This is a genomic window from Vibrio sp. 10N.247.311.51 (genome assembly GCF_041467855.1).
Lineage (GTDB): Bacteria > Pseudomonadota > Gammaproteobacteria > Enterobacterales > Vibrionaceae > Vibrio > Vibrio coralliirubri.
The window spans coordinates 262,708-280,978 of the sequence record NZ_JBFSVK010000001.1; the positions used below are offsets into that span (position 1 = coordinate 262,708).

Sequence of the window (18,271 nt, forward strand, 5' to 3'; positions counted from 1 at the left end):
CCGATGAAACATATCGCCATTATTGGTGAGTGCATGATCGAGCTTAACGGCAAACCGTTTGGCTCAATGCATCAAACGTTTGGCGGAGACACACTCAATGCTGCGGTCTATTTAAGCCGAGGCTGCGAGGCCAACCTCAATCAAGATGACATCAAAGTGTCCTACGTCACGGCTTTGGGCGCAGACCCGATTAGCAAGGGAATGTTAGAACGCTGGCAACAAGAAGGGGTGTCGACTGACCTTGTTCTGCAAGACAGCCAACGTACTCCGGGCCTATACCTAATTCAGCTTGATGACGCAGGTGAACGCACCTTTCTGTATTGGAGAAATCAATCGGCTGCGCGCTACCTGCTGCAGCACCCAGATTTCAATCAGATAAAACAGGCACTGCGCAATGTCGACATGGTCTTCCTCAGCGGTATCACATTAGCGATTCTGCCTGAACAAGATCGTATCGAGCTATTAAACATCTTGGTTGAGTTAAAGACACAAGGTGTTGAGATTGCCTTCGACAGTAACTTCCGCCCTGCACTTTGGCCACAGGACGAAAACCAAACCGTCAAAAACAGCTACCAAGCCATGTATACATTGACGGATTTAGCGTTAGTAACATTCGATGATGAGCAGTTAATTTGGGGAGATGCTTCACCTGAACAAACTATCGAACGTCTAACGACGCTGGGTGTTAAGCGATGCATCGTCAAACTGGGTGCAGATGGCTGTCTTATTCAAGATGCCACCATTCAGGGTGACATAAATCCAGATTCTGGTACCGCTTCGGCTCCACGGGCGGTGCCGACCCTACCTGTTGAACATGTCGTTGATACGACCTCGGCAGGAGACTCATTCAATGGTGGATTTTTATCTGCTTACCTTGCGGGCGAAGACTTAATAACGTCGTGCCAGCGGGGCAATGCTATGGCAGGCGTCGTTATCCAACATCGTGGTGCCATTATTGCAAAAGAACTAACTCAAGCGGCCATCACAGCCATTTAAGGAATACCAATGTCTAACATCAAACAACAACTGAAAACACTGAAAGTTATCCCTGTGATCGCTATCGACAACGCTGAAGACATCATCCCTCTGGGTAAAGTGTTAGCTGAAAATGGTTTACCTGCAGCAGAAATTACATTCCGTTCGGAAGCTGCAGTTGAAGCTATTCGTCTACTTCGTGAATCACAACCAGATATGTTGATCGGCGCGGGCACTGTGCTCAATCGTGAGCAAGCTATCGCCGCTAAAGAAGCAGGCGCAACGTTCGTCGTGTCTCCTGGATTTAACCCAAACACGGTAAGAGCCTGCCAAGAGATTGGTATTGATATCATTCCTGGGGTCAACAACCCGAGTACAGTAGAAGCCGCTCTAGAAATGGGTTTAACCACATTGAAGTTCTTCCCAGCTGAAGCATCAGGTGGCATCAACATGGTTAAGTCACTTCTTGCGCCTTACTCGGATATTGAGATCATGCCGACAGGTGGCATTAACCCAAACAACATTAAAGACTACCTAGCGATACCTCGAGTGCTCGCATGTGGTGGTACTTGGATGGTAGATAAGAAGCTGATTGAAGAAGGTAATTGGGAAGAGCTGGCTCATTTAACTCGTGAAGCCGTTAAGTTAGTCAATTAAACCTAATGCAATAGCACCTTTAGCGTTATATCTAGCCCTCCTTTTGGAGGGTTATTTTATGGTTGAGCATTATTCTCTCAAAGTTAATAGTTGATCGCGTTCTATAGCATCTAAAAATAAAGGCTAAATATGGAAAACTGGATAACACAAGGAGTTGGCGGCCTGGCTTTTTGTATCGGTGTAATGGCCTTTTGGCAAAAAGATGATATGCATTTTCGCTACCAGATGATGATCTTTTGTTTTGTCATGAGTATCCATTTCATATTAATGGGTGCCATAGTGGCGGCTATAGGCGTAATTATTAATGCAATTCGCAGTTACGTATCGATAAAAACTCAATCGCGCAAAGTGATGTGGTTCTTTATTGGCTTGATGTGGTGTATGACTTTACCCAACATGAATCATTTCTTTGAATTTATTACGGTTGTTGGTTCATCCGTTGCGACATGGGCACTCTTTTCAAGACAAGGCATCGCCTTGAGGTCCTTGATCTTATTCAATTCCTTCTGTTGGGCTAGCCATAACATTTGGATTGGTTCGATTGGCGGATCCTTTGTCGAAATCACTTTTATAGTCACCAACATGGTCACTATCTATCGTTTACATCAGCGCAGATTGTTAACTATAAAATAGGCAATATATTTTTTATTCTAGATTTAAAATATGGAAGTAATACACCACTAATTAAACGAAAGATTAATTAGATATCAAATAAATAATTCTAATTAAGTTAACGTTATTTAGAAGTCGTCAATATATTTCCAATACTAAATTGAATTAAATCACCAATTAAATTTATATGGTGATCCAAATCTTTAGTTTGATTTATTTTGGTTAACCAATAATCCGTAAATTATTAAAATTGGTCATGTACTTATTATTATACCAACAATAGGACCGTGACCATGAAGCGTCTTACCCTGACACCTATAGCAATCGCGTTACTTCTTGCAGGATGCAACTCATCTGATAGCGACAATAACTTCCAACAACCCCAAGTTCACTCTCGTGTTCATGATGTATTAAACGTTGAGGGCTACCAATTCCGAGATTCTAACGGCAATGGAACACTGGAACCCTTTGAAGACTGGCGATTATCTCCAGAAGAGCGAGCAGCAGACTTGGTTAGCCGAATGACGCTAGACGAGAAAGCCGGCATGATGCTCATTGACACCTTAAACTCAGCCGAGGGTGGGCTTGTTAGCAGTGCCGGGCAAGACATGATTGCCGATGCCCAAATGACTCGCTTTATCTTCCGTAACACCGTTATCGAAACACCAATGAATACACCTGACTGTGATTCTGGCCGTTCAGGCTGTCAGATAACCCCAACAGAAGCTGCCCAGTTCATGAATAGTGTTCAAGAACTGCGTGAACAAACTCGAATGGGTATCCCCGCTCTATTCAAGTCCAATGCTCGTAACCACATTGATCCATCGGCAAAAGCAGGGATCAACGTTTCTTCTGGTGCCTTTTCTGCTTGGCCTAAAGAGGCCGGTTTAGCAGCCACTCGCGACATGGATTTAATCACTGAATTTGCTGGCATCATGAATGAAGAATGGTCTTCAATTGGCCTGCGCAGTATGTACGGATACATGATGGATTTGGCGACAGAACCTCGCTGGTATCGTGTGCACGAAACCTTTACCGAAGATGCAGATTTAGCGTCTGACATTATGCGTTCACTGATCAAAGGCTTGCAAGATGGCGGTGAGGTCAATAAAGACAGTATCGCGCTAACCATCAAACACTTCCCTGGCGGCGGTCCACAAGAAAACGGCGGTGACCCACACTATGACTTTGGTAAGAACCAAGTCTATCCAAAGAACAATTTTGATTACCACCTAAAACCGTTTATTGCCGCGATTGAGGCTGGCGCTTCTTCAATCATGCCTTACTACGGCATCCCTGTAGATCAAAAGTGGATGCCAAACGATGTTGGTATGTCTTTTTCAAAAGGTATTGTCACCGATCTGCTCAGAGACGAATTGGGCTACACAGGTAACGTGAACTCAGATACCGGCATTATTGGTGAGCGAGCATGGGGTGTAGAACACAAAACGATTGATAAGCAAGTTGCAATGGCGGTCGAGGCTGGAGTCGATGTTCTTTCCGGTTTCCATGATAAAGAAGTCATCGTGAAACTGGTCGAAAAGGATCTGATCACCGAAGAGCGTGTCGACCTATCAGTAACACGCTTACTTGAAGAACAATTCAAGCTTGGCCTTTTCGAAAACACTTACGTTGACGAGAAAAAAGCCCAAGAGATTTTAGGCAATGAGAAGTACCAAGAACGCGCTGATTACGCACAGAAAAAATCTGTCGTCTTACTTCAAAATACCAATAAGACTTTACCTTTAGCTGAATCAACCGCACAAGCTCCTGTTGCTCTGTATGTCATGGGAATGGACGAAAACATTGCTGAAGACGACAAGTACAACTTTGCCGTGACGTCAGGCGATTACGAAGCGGGAGAAACACGCCCACCAGTACCAGCCGATACGGACTATGCGGTTATTCGTGTTCGCGTATCTAACGAAGGTTCAGATCCTGACCTTATCTTTGGTGGTGCGAACCCGGATGAACTCGATATTCTTGCATTCAGTGAAATGGCTACAGCTGCATCTTGGCATATTGAACCAAGCCTAAGCGACATCAAAGCCGTTATGAACGAAGTGGGTGCTGACAAAACGGTCTTGTCCATCAACTTTAGACAGCCCTTCGTGCTAGACGATCAAAGTAATCTTAAGCAAGCCGGTGCCGTGATCGCCACATTTGGTGTCTCGGACAGCAACCTAATGGAAGTGCTTTCAGGCAACTTTGCTCCTCAAGGAAAACTGCCATTTGCTTTAGCAAACAGTGCCCAAGCCATTCAAAACCAAGACTCAGATTACCCTGGGTATGATCAAGCCGACACCCTTTACCCGTTCGGACATGGTTTAAGTTACGAATAATATTTGAGCTAATTCAGGCAGTGTTGAGCACTGCCTTTCCTTCTTAGATACCAAGGACAAAGTCATGGAACATATCTTACAACTGAGTTGGGATGACAACGCTATTCCACATAAAATCTGGATAGAACAATACTACGATGGGTGTCGTATCTGCTTGAAAGTCGTCAAAGACGTTGAGCCAGAAATGCTCTCATTGATTGTTCCAAATATTGATGTACAAACCACTCATAAGGCGTGGCAAGGCAAAGCGACGAACATTACGCCTGCCTATGATGACGGCGTGTTGTTCACTCAAACTCGCTCGCTATTCAATTTGCCTCACGGCTGTGTGATCTGGGCGGTAACACATATCCAGATGCAAAACGGCTTAAAAATGTCGGCAGACAAATTGTGTTTCGTACCAAAATACAGCAATCAAGATTCTTGTTTTAAGGTTCCGGCATAACGCGACTAAGCACTCGTTCAAACCACAAAATCGAGACTAACAAAAAGGCCAACGTTCACACGCTGGCCTTTGTTTTATCTGCTATCGGTCGGAATCAGGAACTAATCAATCAACACCAAAGAATCGAGAATCCCTTTTCCACTGTGGATCCCACCTTCATTTTCGCTAGCGGGTTTGCTGCGGATCAAATAGCCCGCGTAGCCGTCTAGCTCTGTTACTGGTTCACCTTTGAAATAAGCGGTAAACAAACCCACTTCGCTGACTAAGTCTGTCACGAGCGTTTGTTGTGTGTCACGCACTGCAATGGTCGGCACTTCACGCTCATGCGGGTACAAGCGCTGCATCAATGCCCACGCGTCGTACTCTCCTGGTTTAAGCTGGCTCAGTTGTTCGCTGATATCGTCACCAAATACACAATGGCCACCGCCCTCGCCTTGGTTTTTCAACACCCATTCTTGCTTATCAGCTTGTGTGTCAAACCACTCAATCGATTCACTGGTGATAGGCTTCATATCAGCCAGAACACTCTTGACCAGTTCGGCTTCTTCTAGCGTTAAACCCCAACGTGCGTATTCTGATGCAGGCATCATGGTCAGCAGCATTTGCATGGTTTTACTGGTCGCTAATTGCTGGCTGATGGTCGCGTTCATTGCGACATGGTGTTGCTCCATAAACAAGCGAGTCTGACTTAGCGTGTGGCAACAAACCGATTCATTGAGTTCTGGAGCCCAATAATCTGAATACTGATAGCCAGCTCTTAGATACACCACATCGACCGCGCCAACATCTTGCAGCAACAAACGTTGGTTATCTCCTGTTGAAAGCTGACAGCTCAACTGTTCAAAAGTACGACGCACCGTGCGAATGCCTTGCTTTTGCAGTTCAACTTCAAGCAAATGTTGGTCATATACGTTGTCTTCGTTCTTCTGTACCACCATCAAGAAAACTGGTTTATCTTGCTCATTAAAATCGGTTTTAACTTGCCTTGCAGCATTAGCGATACCATAAGCCAACTGCGTTAAGCCTTGGTTTTCAGCCGGTGTTGCTGACAATTCTTCCAACCAATTGTTATAAACGTTTGGCCACTGATTTTGCATGAACGCATGAAATTCCGTTGCGCGTTGACCAAAAGGCGCCATTCCTGCAGCAATGCCATTAAACTCAATCACTTTTGCACCGTGTTGGCGGTCATCCATGAAATCAGTACGCATCAACAACAAAGGTTGTCGCGCTGGATTCAAGCGCTCATCCGCACTGCCATGGGCTTGTTGATGCAACGCCATCAGGCGACCAAAAAACGGATCGGCTTTCGCCATATCGTTCAATGATGACTGTAAAAAGTCATGGTCTTCCGAGACATTGTTGATGAGCTTGGTGATAAGCGGTGTCACCTTCAACAGGTGTTCAAAAACCTCACGCTCAATACTCATTGGAGCAAGGCTAAAAGGGCAATGTCTCGCGGTATTGTCAGACTGACGGAAAGCGACACCGTGCATAATTGCCCACTCACAAGCATCTTCAATAACTTGTTGCGAAATCGATGGCATTGGATTCATTTAGATATCTCATTCTTGGCGGGCATTTGGCACCCGTAATAAGACGATGCTCATTCTAAAAAGACGAAATAAATTTAAAATAACTTATTTCGCCGTTTTGATCATCGTAGCTCGCGGTTTACAGCTGAGGTTCTTGGGTCTTATTGACTATGAGGTCGCGAAGCCATTTGTGGCTTGGTTCAGAGTCAAAGTAACGATGCCAAAGCAAAAACAAACCACCGGGAACCAACTCAATGGGAATTGGCTTCATCACCAGTTCGCCACTCTCAATATAGTCACGAACCGAGTTGTACGGATAACACATCAGCAAATCGCTTTGTTTGCACAGCTTTACTGCGCTGGTGATGTCCGACACGTTGGCGGCTTTGTTAATTTGAAGCTGTTTGGCTTGCAATATTTCCAGTAGCAACCAGTCGCCAACGCCACCGGTCACTAGCTGAATATGACGGTATTTAAGGAAGGCTTGCAGGTTCCACTCCTCTTGAAGTACTGGGTGATCATTGCGCATCAAACAAACAGAATAATCTTGCAGCAATTCTACGTGGTTTAGCTCAGCTGGGATATTTTGAATGTGAGTACTCGCCCTTTCATCAAGCTCAAAAATCCCTATTCCAAAATCGACCTCACGCTTTAGTAGGCGCTTAAAGGTTTCGCTACTCCAAGTGGTGCTGTTTACCGTAATGTTCGGCGCATCTGCCAGCGCGTTAGGCATAAATTTAGGGTAAATCGCGGTATAAGCGGTTTCGACTAGATCGATATTAAAAGTACGTTCGCTGTCTTTCGGCTCAAAAATGTCCGGCACGGTTAGCTGTTCAACTTGCAGCAGGATCTGATGAATCTTAGGCGCTAAAGAGGTGGCTTTCGGGGTTGGAAACAGGCCTTTTGATTCACGTTCAAACAGCGGGTCATCAAATAAAGAACGCAGCTTGGTGAGTTGCTTACTCACCGCGGACTGACTAAGGAACAATCGCTCTGCCGTTTTGCTCACGCTGCGCTCTTCAAGCAACACATGTAAACACAGCAGTAAATTCATATCACATTTGAGTAAGCTTTTAACATCTACCATGATATTCCTTAGATTCAGATTAATGATGACTTTATGTCACTTTAAATCATATCACAAACTTGTTAATTTAAGCCCATGTAACCTATGAGTTAATAACTCAAAAAAATAATAGACCTAAGGAATACTCATGAACTTTCTAGCACTCCCTAAGATTGATCTGCACTGCCACCTAGACGGAAGCGTTCGTCCAGACACCATTATTGATCTGGCGAAACAGTACGGAATCGAACTTCCAGAAGATCGTGAAGCGGTAGTAAAGTCTCTAACAGTGCCTGAAGATTGCAAAAACCTTGATGAGTACCTAGCTTGCTTTAGCCTGCCACTGCAAGTGATGCAAACGGAAGAAGCGATTGAGCGTATTTCTTTTGAGCTTTACGAAGACGCAGCACTAGAGAACGTTAAATACCTAGAAGTTCGTTTTGCGCCGATTCTTCACGTAAACAAGGGCTTGTCTCTTGATGCGATCATCGCAAGTGCGGTTAAAGGCATGAAGCGTGCAGAAGAGAAGTACGACATCAAGGGCAACTACATCATGTCTGTACTTCGTATGTTCCCGAAAGATTCTATCAAAGACGTGATCGACGCTGGCCAACCTTACCTAGGTAAAGGCGTGGTTGCGTTTGATATTGCTGGCGGTGAAAAGCCGGGCTTCTGCGCTGAATTCCCTGAGTACACGCAATACGCGATCGAAAAAGGCTACCGTGTGACGGTTCACGCAGGTGAGCAATGGCATGGTCAGAACGTTTACGATGCAGTTACTCTGCTAGATGCTGAACGTATCGGCCACGGTGTTCACATCCAAGGTAACGAAGACGCATACAACATCGTTAAAGAGAAGCAAGTTGCACTTGAAACTTGCCCAACAAGTAACGTGCAAACTAAGTGTATTCACAAATTCAGCGACCACCCAATTGCTGAATTCAAGAAAGACGGCATCGTTGTAACGATCAACACAGATAACCGCACTGTGTCGAACACAACCATGACTAACGAAGTGAAGCGTGTATGTGAAACGTTCGGTCTAACACAAGAAGACTACGCAGAGATCTACAAATACTCTGTAGAGAGCGCTTTTGCTTCAGACGAAGTAAAACAGCACCTAATGGGTTTCGTTGAGCAAATCTAATTTGAGCAATCTTGATTGCTAAGTAGAAAAACAGGAAGAGAAAGGCTTAGGCTTTTCTCTTTTTTTATGTCCAATTATCAGTATTCTAATATCGATGTTGACGAATGGGATGCAAACAATGAAAACAGAACTCGAGAAAATGCTGTCCGGCGAGATTTTTGATGGCGCAGACCATGAAATAGACCACATGCGTACTCACGCCAGCAAGGCGCTGTCAGACTTCAATCAATGTTCAGACGATACTCAGCAACCAAGCCTGCAAGCTAATCTGTTTGGTAAAGTAGGAAGCAGCGTTGTCCGTCCTCCTTTTCATTGCGAGTTTGGCAAAACCATCGAGATCGGTAACGACACCTTTATCAACATGAACGTGGTGATGCTTGATGGCGCGAATATCAAAATTGGCAACAATGTATTGATAGGGCCAAGTGCCCAGTTTTACACAGCCTCCCACTCACTGGATTATCTCAGCCGCCGTAAGTGGGAGACTTTCTGCCTACCTATCACAGTCGAAGACGATGTGTGGATTGGTGGAAACTCAGTCATCAACCAAGGCGTGACGATTGGCGCTCGCTCGGTTATCGCAGCCAACTCAGTAGTCAACAGTGATGTACCACCGGATTGCCTGTACGGCGGCACACCAGCCAAGCTGATTCGACACTTGAATACCGAACAAACCCGCGACTGAACAAGAAAGCGCGTATCCAAATCTAAAAAGAGCCATGTTTCAATAACATGGCTCTTAATCTAATAAGCAGCATTGCTCTATCATACAGTTAACTTTCTACACAGTTTATCTCATTCACTGCTCTGAGGCCTGTAATGGGCTTCGCTCTAAAGCCTTCTCATACTCGGTTTGTGGTGAGCTAAGATAGGTGTTTTTCACGAAATCCTTCCACCCTGAAAATAGCGACTCTATCGGCTCATTCGTTATTACAGATACATCGCCGTTACTCTTTATGAGCTTGATAAAAGCCTCTTCTCCCCAAGAACGCTCGATAAATTCACCGATGGTATAACCGACTTCGTAGATTGTTGCACCACCATTAGGGTTTATGTATAACTCTTGAACAAGCCCATCAAAACGGGCTTTGATTGCATTCCGGTTATTCATGTGGAACCAGTAATCTTCAGACTTATAGATAGCCACGGCTTCCCACAACCAACGAGGGTTGTTCACGAAATTGGGGTTAACTTGAAGTGTCAGTAAATGCACAAATTCATGCAGTGCCGTTCGTTGGATTTCGCCACCAAAATAAAGCAGCCTGATTTCATTACTTTGAGGCTCGATGTAGCCTGTAGAAAACGCATATCGCTGTCCAATGCTACGCTCTTGCTCATCTAAGTACGCCTTTTGGCTTTGCCATACTCTCACCGTTATGACCGGTATTGAGTCCAGGCCGAAGCTCTTCATCAAAGGCGCCTGTTTAAGCAATAGCTCGTTATAAATACTGGGAATTATCGCAGGTGAAGTTCCATCATAAAGGACAAACTTGAACTGTCCTTTATCTGATTCATAGCAACTATCACATGCTTGCTCACCGCGAATTTGAAGCACGAAAGCCACCACTAAAACCAGCGCCGACATAGTCAAAAATAAGAATGTAACGATAGACTTAGGTGGGTATCTTTTCATTTTCTACATCCTCAAATTTAACTCATTCGCCAAGGTGTCAATCTATTAAATTAACGCCAAGCGCCTGCAAGCTGTTTTCACACTGAGCGGCATCGGTAAACTGAATACCAGCCATGCCTACAGCCTTTGCCCCTTCAACGTTATAGGGCATATCATCGATGAAGACGGTTTCTGAAGCTTCAAGCCCATTATTAGATAACAGCGCTTGGTAGATTTCAGGTTGTGGCTTAAGCATGCCCAATTCAGCAGATACTGCCGCACCATCAAACAACGCCCAAAACTGATAGGTATTTTTTAAATATTCAACAATCTCGACCACATTGTCAGTAAGCGCGTACACACCATAACCCGATCGCTTTACTCGCTCGATAAGTTCAACAGAACCGTGCAGTAAGATTTGCGTTTGCTTAACGTAATAAAACAGGCGATCGCACTCTAACGGGGATAAGTCGAGCTCTTGTTGATAACGAAGCTTGGCCTCACTTTCGGTCAAGAACCCTTTGTTCAAATCCATCCAAATCGTACTTTGAAAAATAGAACGAGCTCGAGACTCCAATTCTTCAGTATCACCCAAAGTAAGCCGGGCAATTTCCAGAGGTGCCCAACGCACAATGACATTGCCTACATCAAACACCACATTTTTGATTTCATTAGAACTCATACACACTCCCATTATCACCATGTCATTGATGAAAAATCGACACAAAGCGCCGCACATCAAGATTCATAGCGAACGTTTATAAATTAAAAGCCTTGGGTAGAATATACAATCAATAGAGTACAAAAAAGGCCATCATTACGACGGCCTTCTCAATATCAATAAACTAAGAAATAACTAACACAAATCAGCTTCTGAAGAGAATATGGTTGGTGCTTTAGAAGCGCAATACGCCTATACCTTTATTGTTCTTTTTCCATTGAAGTGGAGTTATTCCATTCGCTCGTTTAAACGCTCTTATAAATTGTGAGGCATCTGCGTATCCCAAGTGAAGTGCAATATCTGAGATCGAATAATCTTGCTCTGTCATAACGCGCTTGGAGAATTCAAAAGACAGGGTCTCTTTAATAGTTCGAAAGGTCGTCCCCTCTTCACTAAGCGCCCTCTGAATTGTGCGCTTACCCATTCGGTTTATCTGACCAAACATCACCAAATCTACATCTACTCGACCGATATAAGGAAGTAATGCTTGTGTCACCTTGAAGGTTGAAGTCGTCGTGGTTGCCAGCGCTTTAATTGAACAATCTCGATCAATGGGATTATACGAAATGCACGTCTCAGTTTGACCTAAATACTGTGGCGTTTCCGTTTGTATTCTCAACTCACTTAACGCACTAGCCGACACCGAAACTAAGTCGTAGCGAATTGGCTTATCAATATCAATCTGCTGAGTTTTAAAATAAGCGTGGCTATAAACGATCAAAAATAGCTCGGCTTCAATACCATTGAGCGAGCGATTAGATACTAGAAATGAAAGCTTTAATGACTGTGAAGACGATTCGACTGACCATTGTTCAAACGGAAAAAGGGAGAGAAAACCTTGAGCTGAATAGTTAGAAAAATCGAGTTCGATAGCGGCACGTTGAGCACTGCCTAATAACACAGAAACAAACACCTCGGATGGTAATACCTTCCTCATGCCCTCTAAGAACTGCGTAAACACATTGAACGAGACATATTGAGCAGGTGAAGTATCCATTGAGAATGGCATGCTCACTTGAACAGCGAGCGCTTCTATCGCAGCGTGATATGGAGCTAATGACTTATCTTCTCGCACGCACTGCTGAAAATGACTCACAACACTCTTCGCAATCAATGGTAATTCAAGCATCAGTTCACGATTCCTTTGTATTGTCCAAAACAAGCTAAACCCACAACTCAACCCAATATCTGCATCAATTTCTTCATCAATACCAGTCTAAGTTCAGTGGCACAAAATGCACATTTTACTTTTCTAGCTTAGCTACTATTACCTCAAGTTAACAAGAGGCGCTTTAAGTTTTTAGCATTAAGGCGAAATCACAATTCAGGACGTAACGCTTTGATTACAAAGTATGACAGGGTTATCAATTTTAAATAACTCAACGATACCGTCAGGGTCTACTATTAAATCTAGGCATAAATATAAATGGACTTAAGCCAGTAATTGAGAGGTTTTCATGTTTAAAAAGATAACGTTAGTAGCAGCAAGCATTGCAATGAGTGTTGGTGTTGCACAGGCGAGTGTTGAGAGTAAGACCTGGCCTGCATCAGATAAGGCTAAAACATTTGTTCAAGACACCATTGTCATTGGTATGCTCGCGAGCCCTTATGGTGCTGGTTGGCAGGACGAGCAACAACTGTTGGATTACTTCCAAGATGCTCGTGATGCAGGTATCACAGGGCATGAATACACCATTACTGCTGCTGATCACAACTTTGATGACTTCTTGTTTCACCATCATAAACACCGCTCTGCGATGGCAAAACAACCTGACAATTTCATCATCGCGCATTCCAATAATGACATTGAGAAAGCGCACACCGAAGGCAAAACCGCCGTACTTTGGAACAGCCAAACTGCAACGATTTTGGAAGAAGATGTGACCAAAATGGCGATTCTAAAAGACATGGGCTTAAAAAGCATGATCTTGGCGTATAACGACATTTTCAGAACAGGTTCAGGTCAGTTAGCTGCATTTAACGGTAGAGATATAGGCTTAACACCTTGGGGAGAGTCTGTTATTGATTCGATGGTCGAGTATCAGGTCATTCTCGACCTAAGCCACACAGGCTCAAAGACAGCAAATGACGCGATGGATTACATGGAAGAGAAGTATCCTGGAACCCCATTTGTCTACACGCACTCAGTGCCTGCTGGGCTTTATAAGAGTGAGCCAGATGCAACGCCACAAGGTTGCTACCGTGCTATTCCTGACGATGAAGCGATACGCGCGGCTAAATCAGGTGGCTACGTTGCTCCAACCTTCACCGAATGGATGATGGACGGCGTTTGGCCTGAAGATATTTCTCCAGTGCAAGCTGCAGATATGATCGACTACTACGTAAAATTGGTAGGCGTTGACCACGTAGGTATCGCAACTGATGATATGTTCTCTACCGCAATGGTTGTGGATTTCGCAACCAAGAACGCGAAAATGTACGACGATGGCGGCTACATGATTGAGGCGTTCAACAAAGGCGCTACCGGTAATGGTGAACTGTCGAAGATCCTAGCGGCGATTACTGATGAACTTTGGAAACGCGGTTACAGCAACGATGATCTTGCTAAGATCTACGGTGGTAACAAGATGCGAGTGTACGCTCAAGTATCTGAGGGTGCTGACCCTGACGAGTTCCAAAAAGAGTATACAAAGCGTCTAAAAGTGCTCACCAAATTAAGAAATGAAAACTTAGCTATGTAGCTCGCAACCAACAAACCTCAAACACTCGAAGCACGTCCTATTGGGCGTGCTTTTTTTACTAGCTAATTGTATGTAATATCGCCCTTCCCCCTACCTAGCTAAGAAAGAGAATGGTGAGGCACCAAATAGTTTTCAGGTCTAAAAATAAATAGAATAAATACATAAAAATTTAGAACATAATTATATAATATGATTACGCTTCAATAATTCCACTCTCTATTTAACTAACCTCTTCACTCCTTATAACAAGGTTTTCACTGGTCATCAACTCAATGAAATACCAGTCACTCGCGAATATTTTGTGATATCAAGCTAGACTAAATTCCTAAGTACAGCTTTTTGATACTTCCCACCTAATAAATTAACCTCTCTAAAGAAAACTTTTACTAAAAACCACCGTTAACTTAATTTTATGCATCAAAACAATTATACTCATCGCATACTGACAAAGAGATAAAAACTAATAATATTGAGTAAAACTTGTACAGATAGCAACAAGTAAAAATCTCAAGCTTGGTAGTTATTTAACTCATAATAAATGTTGGAAATGTTTGGAACCAGAGTCACAAGAGTAGGACCTCTTGACTTTATTATCAGGGATGCTGAAGAAAATAAAACAGGCATTGTTAGATGAATAATTCTGCAACGTATTTACTTGCTGCTTTACGAGAAAAAATCAAAGAGAAAGGGATTTGTTATTCCGACCTCTCTGCTGGGATGGCAATTCCTCTCTCAACCATTAAAAGGCAACTGCACAATACGTCTTTAGGGCTGGATAAAATACTTTCGTATGCCACTCATTTAGATACTGACTTGGTCGAACTATCTATGCGAGGTAAACAGCTACAGCAAGATAACGAACAATTTATCACCGATATCAACAGTGAAATATTTAACCAATATCCATATTTGTTTGACTTTTTGTATCTATTACGACGAAAAGAGTGGTCACCACAAGATATTGCCAATAAATACCAATTGAGCCATACGTCAGTCGCCATATATTTTCGCGCATTAGAAATGATGGATTACGTTGAATTAAAAGGTGATGACCAATACCGATTTAAAGATCAAGGTCGTTTTATTTTTGAAGAAGGTTCTAAGCTTGACACTTTATTCGCTAAACGTTTTCGAAATGAAGTTTTCAGCCATGATGTACGTCCCCCTATCTGTATGGGAAGCATTGCTATTACTGAAGAACAAGAAGAGAAACTGGCGAATGAAGTATACAACAAGCTGATTGAGTTTGATGTACAAAACAAGAACGGTGAAGGCAGCGAACGGATCAGAAATGTGTTGATGACCTATACACCAGGTAATCAGATATTTCTTTCTGATACGATTCCAAATATTAACGGTGAATTATTAAAAGCTATATCGATGGCAAAAGAACAATAATTAATTACTTGTTATTTGAACAAGTTGAATAAAAAACAATCGACGTAAATAAGCGTTCTTTTCTCATACCAATAAATGAAATAAATAAGGCTGAATCTTCATCACGAAACTCGGCAGGGCATGTCTCGACCTTTTTTCGCCTGATCAGGTTCAAAAACCTATAAATGAAGGATATAACATGCAGTTTAAAACGTCTTTATGTGCGGTTGCTGTCGGCGTTGCTCTAACGCTAAGCGGATGCAACAGTAACGATAATAGTTCGAATGTGGATGCTCCACTTAAAGCGGCCGAATTCCACAACACCATCGATCGTGCTGGGGTACCAGTGGCATTGCGTGATTTACACGGTGGTCACCTGCGCTACATTCCGATGTTCGATAACGGCTCATGGCACGGTCACACATTAGACACCAAAGGTGGTGAAATAACTTTAGGTGGTACAGCACTGCTGACCGAAGAATACGTGTCATTCATGGCAGCACGTTTTGACCGCTTGTCTCTGACTGTTGATGGTCAGGTTATGCCGTTAGAACTGACAAACGCATACTCACAACCAGGTGCGTTGATTCAAGCGTATACAGGCGATAACGGTATCGAAGCCGAGCTAGAAATGCGTTTTGTGACTAATCGTACTTCTCTTGTAAAAACCACCATCAAAAATCCAAATAAGCTTGATATTCAAGGTGAATGGGATGGTGAGTTGATGCAAAACTATCGTGCTGATGATGGCACGGCATACAAGAATGAAGACAGCACAGTTCGTAGTGTTGAAGAAGCTTACCCCACTTACTCCCGTGAAATTACAGCGACAGACAGTGGTGTAGAAGTCTCTTTTGGCGCAGTTCGTGATTCATGGTCATTGTTGACATCTGGCGATTCAAAGTTCGAAGTGACACGTTCTATCAAACCAGAAACTTCTACCATCAATGACGACAAGAAAGGTTTCGTGCAAACGGCCTCTCTAGGCGATGGCGAAGAGATCACGTTATACACGGCTTACACTCACGTTCAAAACACCAAAGAGCAAGCGTCTGAGTTTGGAAAACTAAATAAGGTGATGGCCGATCCAAAAGGTTACATGCACGATTCAGCCATGCGTTGGGAAGAATATCTAGAAAACGGTCTCACCAACGATGCGGCTTCAAAAGAACATGAGTTTGTTGCAGTAAAAGCAATGGAAACATTAAACGCGAACTGGCGTGGTGCTGCGGGTGCAATTGATCACGACACCGTTACACCTTCCGTTACGGCCCCTTACTTCTCGGGCAATATGACATGGCCGTGGGATACGTGGAAGCAAGCTTATGCGATGTCTCACTTCAACCCAGATGTAGCGATGGAAAACATTCGTACTGTATTCCAATACCAAGTGCAATCTGATGATCCAGTCCGCCCTTGGGATGAAGGTTACCTGCTTGATGTTGTGACGTACAACCTACCAGCAGAACGCTGGGAAGGCATGTCAGCGGAATACAAAAAAGTGTTCCCTCAAGCGACCGATGGCCTGAACTGGAATGAACGAAATACCAAACCATCACTGGCAGCATGGGCGGTATGGGAAGTGTATACCGCTCTGAAAGACGAACATAATCGTCCAGAAGAAGCACAAAGATGGCTGGAAGAAATGTATCCGAAGCTAGTTGCGTTCCACGATTGGTGGTTACGTGCTCGTGATACGAACAAGAACGGCATTCCAGAATACGGCGCAGCGAAAGATCCAATCCACACGGTTTTCACAGGTGACGTGAATGACGGTTCTTGGGGATCAGATGCGTCTGTTGACGATATGAAGTTCCAATACAAAGACGAAGCTAATGGCGACCAGTGGATCAAAGAAACGAGTATCGAGAAGTACAATGAATTACTGACTACTGGTGATTACACAGCAATGAGTATCCCAGCGAAAGTAGCGGCGGGTTGGGAGTCGGGTCGTGATAACGCAGGCGTGTTCGGCTTTATCGACACTATCGATAACCTACAAGGATTATCTGAACAACCGACTCAAGAAAAAGCGGAAGTGATAGACCAAATGGGCCGCTACGCTCGTGACACTAATGGTTTCGACAATACGTATGACATGGCTATGGGTACAGACGGTTCAGTAGTGACCTACCTTGATGATTCAGTTGAGAACATGGACAAACTGGCTATGGCGAAGAAAGACTGGGAGGTGAAGTTCAACGAAAACACGGATGATTCAAACAGCTTATCTGGTTACTCATTGATGCAAGAGTCGGTAGACCAAGCGTCTTACTGGTACTCAGACAACCTATACCTATCTCAAATCGCCGACGTACTGGGTAAAGCAGACAAAGCCGCTGAGTTTGCAGAAAAAGCGGCCGATACCAAAGAATACATCAACCGTTGTATGTACGATGAGTCAACGGGCTTCTACTACGATATTGAAGTGGTACCAAATGGACTCCCTAACCAATGTGCAGGTCCGGTACTGGTGAAGCGCGGTATGGGACCTGAAGGTTGGTCACCACTATTCAACAACGCAGCGACTCAAGAACACGCGGATAAAGTCGTAGAGAACATGCTAAATACCAGCAAGTTTAACTCACCTAAGATTCCGCTAGGTACGGCATCAATGGACAACCCAGCTTACGGCCCAGACATATACTGGCGTGGTCGCGTATGGCTGGATCAGTTCTACTTTGGTGTACGCGGTATGGACAACTATGGATACGGTGTGGAAGCGCGTCAAATGGTCGACAAGCTATTCCAAAATGCGCAAGGCTTAACAGAAGCTACCCCGATTCAGGAAAACTACAACCCAGAAACGGGTGAGGTTCAGGGCGCGAATAACTTCTCTTGGAGTGCAGCGCACCTTTACATGTTGTACAACGGTTTTGTGGGCAAATAGCAGCCACACTCATTAGATATTAGGCGTTGCAGATGCCCCCCTATCATCTGCAACCACTTAAACATCTTCAAGTCAGGTTCAAAAGTCACAGTAAATGCTGTGGCTTTTTTATTATCTACTTACAGGTAACCTCGCCCTCTCCCTTATCTAACCAAGAAAGAGAATGAAGTCACACACCCAGAAGTAACCC

At 43.9% G+C, this 18,271-nt stretch carries 15 protein-coding genes; 10 read left to right on the top strand and 5 right to left on the bottom strand.

All coding sequences use genetic code 11. The annotated features are described in order from the left end of the window. Window positions 1–3: 3 nt before the first annotated feature. From AB6E85_RS01160 to AB6E85_RS01180, 5 genes are all read left to right on the top strand, one after another. Window positions 4–996 carry a sugar kinase gene (locus tag AB6E85_RS01160; protein ID WP_372141084.1) on the top strand — a complete coding sequence of 331 codons (993 nt, stop codon included), beginning with the start codon at window positions 4–6 and terminating at the stop codon, window positions 994–996. Between the two features lie 9 nt (window positions 997–1,005). After that, entirely contained in the window at window positions 1,006–1,632 is a 627-nt protein-coding gene (locus AB6E85_RS01165) for a bifunctional 4-hydroxy-2-oxoglutarate aldolase/2-dehydro-3-deoxy-phosphogluconate aldolase (RefSeq protein ID WP_372141086.1), read from the top strand. A gap of 129 nt (window positions 1,633–1,761) precedes the next feature. Next, window positions 1,762–2,265, top strand: a complete 504-nt coding sequence (locus AB6E85_RS01170) for a YgjV family protein (RefSeq protein ID WP_372141087.1) — start codon at window positions 1,762–1,764, stop codon at window positions 2,263–2,265. 272 nt (window positions 2,266–2,537) lie between these two features. Continuing rightward, the gene (locus AB6E85_RS01175) at window positions 2,538–4,586 is read left to right on the top strand and encodes a glycoside hydrolase family 3 N-terminal domain-containing protein (protein ID WP_372141088.1); all 2,049 of its coding nucleotides are present in this window, start codon (window positions 2,538–2,540) and stop codon (window positions 4,584–4,586) included. Window positions 4,587–4,650: 64 nt separating this feature from the next. Continuing rightward, on the top strand, window positions 4,651–5,031 hold the full coding sequence (locus AB6E85_RS01180) for a hypothetical protein (RefSeq protein ID WP_061032033.1): 381 nt from the start codon (window positions 4,651–4,653) through the stop codon (window positions 5,029–5,031). Window positions 5,032–5,132: 101 nt separating this feature from the next. Here AB6E85_RS01180 and AB6E85_RS01185 read toward each other — a convergent pair whose 3' ends face one another. Together AB6E85_RS01185 and AB6E85_RS01190 are read right to left on the bottom strand one after the other, a co-directional pair. Beyond that, a complete protein-coding gene (locus AB6E85_RS01185) occupies window positions 5,133–6,587 on the bottom strand; it encodes a glutathione synthase (RefSeq protein ID WP_372141090.1) in 1,455 nt (484 codons plus the stop codon). A gap of 118 nt (window positions 6,588–6,705) precedes the next feature. Then, window positions 6,706–7,653, bottom strand: a complete 948-nt coding sequence (locus AB6E85_RS01190) for a LysR family transcriptional regulator (RefSeq protein WP_017061092.1) — start codon at window positions 7,651–7,653, stop codon at window positions 6,706–6,708. Between the two features lie 127 nt (window positions 7,654–7,780). Here AB6E85_RS01190 and add point away from each other — a divergent pair, with 127 nt between their 5' ends. Then, complete coding sequence (add, locus tag AB6E85_RS01195; protein WP_372141091.1) at window positions 7,781–8,779, top strand: adenosine deaminase; 999 nt, start codon at window positions 7,781–7,783, stop codon at window positions 8,777–8,779. Between the two features lie 118 nt (window positions 8,780–8,897). Further along, entirely contained in the window at window positions 8,898–9,464 is a 567-nt protein-coding gene (locus tag AB6E85_RS01200; protein ID WP_048610319.1) for a sugar O-acetyltransferase, read from the top strand. 114 nt (window positions 9,465–9,578) lie between these two features. Here the strand turns inward: AB6E85_RS01200 and AB6E85_RS01205 are convergent, their stop codons facing one another. The 3 genes from AB6E85_RS01205 to AB6E85_RS01215 all read right to left on the bottom strand — a co-directional run bounded on the left by AB6E85_RS01205 (window position 9,579) and on the right by AB6E85_RS01215 (window position 12,241). Next, on the bottom strand, window positions 9,579–10,412 hold the full coding sequence (locus AB6E85_RS01205; RefSeq protein WP_372141092.1) for a hypothetical protein: 834 nt from the start codon (window positions 10,410–10,412) through the stop codon (window positions 9,579–9,581). Window positions 10,413–10,449: 37 nt separating this feature from the next. Then, window positions 10,450–11,073, bottom strand: coding sequence for an HAD family hydrolase (locus tag AB6E85_RS01210; protein ID WP_372141093.1), 624 nt, complete (start codon window positions 11,071–11,073; stop codon window positions 10,450–10,452). 214 nt (window positions 11,074–11,287) lie between these two features. Then, window positions 11,288–12,241, bottom strand: coding sequence for a helix-turn-helix domain-containing protein (locus AB6E85_RS01215; RefSeq protein ID WP_372141095.1), 954 nt, complete (start codon window positions 12,239–12,241; stop codon window positions 11,288–11,290). A 328-nt stretch (window positions 12,242–12,569) separates the two neighbouring features. Here AB6E85_RS01215 and AB6E85_RS01220 point away from each other — a divergent pair, with 328 nt between their 5' ends. The 3 genes from AB6E85_RS01220 to ygjK all read left to right on the top strand — a co-directional run bounded on the left by AB6E85_RS01220 (window position 12,570) and on the right by ygjK (window position 18,081). Continuing rightward, window positions 12,570–13,814, top strand: coding sequence for a membrane dipeptidase (locus AB6E85_RS01220; RefSeq protein ID WP_248402194.1), 1,245 nt, complete (start codon window positions 12,570–12,572; stop codon window positions 13,812–13,814). A gap of 630 nt (window positions 13,815–14,444) precedes the next feature. Beyond that, on the top strand, window positions 14,445–15,212 hold the full coding sequence (locus AB6E85_RS01225; protein WP_372141097.1) for a transcriptional regulator: 768 nt from the start codon (window positions 14,445–14,447) through the stop codon (window positions 15,210–15,212). 178 nt (window positions 15,213–15,390) lie between these two features. After that, a complete protein-coding gene (gene ygjK / locus AB6E85_RS01230; RefSeq protein ID WP_372141098.1) occupies window positions 15,391–18,081 on the top strand; it encodes an alpha-glucosidase in 2,691 nt (896 codons plus the stop codon). Window positions 18,082–18,271: the final 190 nt, after the last annotated feature.